The organism is Synechococcus sp. WC101, from assembly GCF_047461555.1.
GTDB lineage: Bacteria > Cyanobacteriota > Cyanobacteriia > Thermostichales > Thermostichaceae > Thermostichus.
The window spans coordinates 1-1889 of sequence record NZ_JANSHG010000265.1 but is presented as its reverse complement, the minus strand read 5'-3'; the positions used below and the strand labels follow the sequence as shown (position 1 = coordinate 1889).

Annotated in this window: 1 protein-coding gene; it reads right to left on the bottom strand. The window is 61.4% G+C overall.

Annotated elements, in window-relative coordinates:
* Nucleotides 1–62: 62 nt before the first annotated feature.
* A partial coding sequence (locus tag NW809_RS12260; RefSeq protein ID WP_414402267.1) for a ribonuclease J occupies nt 63–1889 on the bottom strand: 1827 nt, incomplete at its 5' end.

Sequence of the window (1889 nt, the reverse complement as noted above, 5' to 3'; positions counted from 1 at the left end):
GCAGAGCTCAACCCCCCCGGCCCAGGGAAGAAGGAGGAGACCTGAGCGCCAGCCACCCGGTCTTACGAAGCCGCCACCGCTGCCGAGGAGCGCCGCCGCCGCCCCAGGGCTATCCGTTCCTGTTCTGTCTTCGTCTCCCCTGTGGGCAGAGCAGTTACAGGTACAGACTCCTCCTCAGGCGATTGCACAAAAACCAGCACCGTCGGCTTGCCGGGCAACTGTTCCCGCACAAAGCGGCGCACCACCCGCTCCACTTCTGCCTTGAGGCCGGCCCAGTCAATATCCAGCCTGCCCCGCTCCAGCGAGCGGGCAAAGCGCGGCCAAGCTTGCTTGAGGGTGTCCTCCAGCAGGGGTTTCAGGTCGGATCCCTTGAGAGAGGTGCCCTCGCCTGCCAGGCCCAAGCTTTGCACCTGCGGCGTGCAGAGCAACTGGCCCCTGCCATCCAAGCTGATCACCACCGTCAGCATGCCATCTTTGGCCATCTGCTGGCGCTCTTGCAGCATCTCGTCCATCACCACCCCATCGTGGGAAGCGGCGATCATCTGCAGGCCAGAAGGCACTTTGTCTACAATGGCAATGCGCTCCTGGTTCACCTCCACCACATCGCCGTTGCCGATGATCACGATGTTTTCCCGCGGGATCCCCATGCTCATCGCCGTTTCGGCGTGCTTGACGAGCATGCGGTACTCCCCGTGGGTAGGAACAAAGAACTTGGGGCGCGTGAGGGCGATCATCAGCTTTTGGTCTTCCTGACAGCCGTGGCCGGAGACGTGTAGCCCCTTGTCCTTGCCGTAGATGACATCGGCTCCCAGCTCCATCAGCTTGTCGATGACCCGCGTTACTGCGAGCGTGTTGCCGGGAATGGGGTTGGCCGACCAAATCACCGTGTCTCCTGGCTTGATCTGCAACTGCGGATGCTCGCCGTTGGCAATGCGGGTCAGAGCAGCCAGCGGCTCGCCTTGGGATCCCGTGGTGAGGATGATCACTTTGTCGTCCGGCAGGCTGTTGATGACATGCATCGGCTGCAGCGTCTCGTCCTTGCAGCGGATGTAGCCCAGGCGCCGCGCGTGAGCCACCACGTTCAACATCGAGCGCCCCAGCAAAGACACCACCCGGCCCTGCTGCTCAGCAATCTGCAACACCAAGTTGAGGCGATGTACCGAAGAAGCGAAGGTAGTGATGATCACCCGTCCCTTGGCTCCCGCAATCGCCTTGGTAAGGCCTGGCACTACCGAGGCTTCGGAAGGAGTAAACCCGGGCACCTCGGCGTTGGTGGAGTCGCTAATCAGACACAGCACCCCCTTTTCCCCGTGCTCGGCCAGCCGCTGCAGGTCGAAGCGCTCCCCATCCACCGGTGTGTGGTCGATCTTGAAGTCGCCCGTCTGGATGACAACACCCACCGGCGTGTGCAGAGCCACCGTGAAGCTGTCGGGAAAAGAGTGGGTATTGCGGATGAATTCGGCAAAAAAGTTCTTGCTCAGGGGCACGATATCTCGCGGCCCGACCGGGCGCAATTCTGTGCGGTTCAACAGCCCCACCTCGCGCAGCTTGTCCTCCAGCAGCGCCAGCGCCAAACGCGGGCCATAGATAACCGGAATGTCGAATTCTCGTAGGTGATACGGGATCCCGCCAATGTGATCTTCGTGGCCGTGGGTAACTACCATCCCCCGCACCTTGTCCCGGTTTTGCTTGATGTAGGTCATGTCCGGCAGCACGATGTTGATGCCGTGCATGCTCTCATCGGGAAAAGCCAAACCGGCATCCAGCAGGATGATGTCATCCTCGTAGCGGAAGGCCCAGGTGTTTTTGCCGATCTCCCGCTCGCCTCCTAGCGGGATCATCTGCAGAGAGGAAGTGGGCTTAGCTGCCGAAGCCGCAGGACGGGAAGC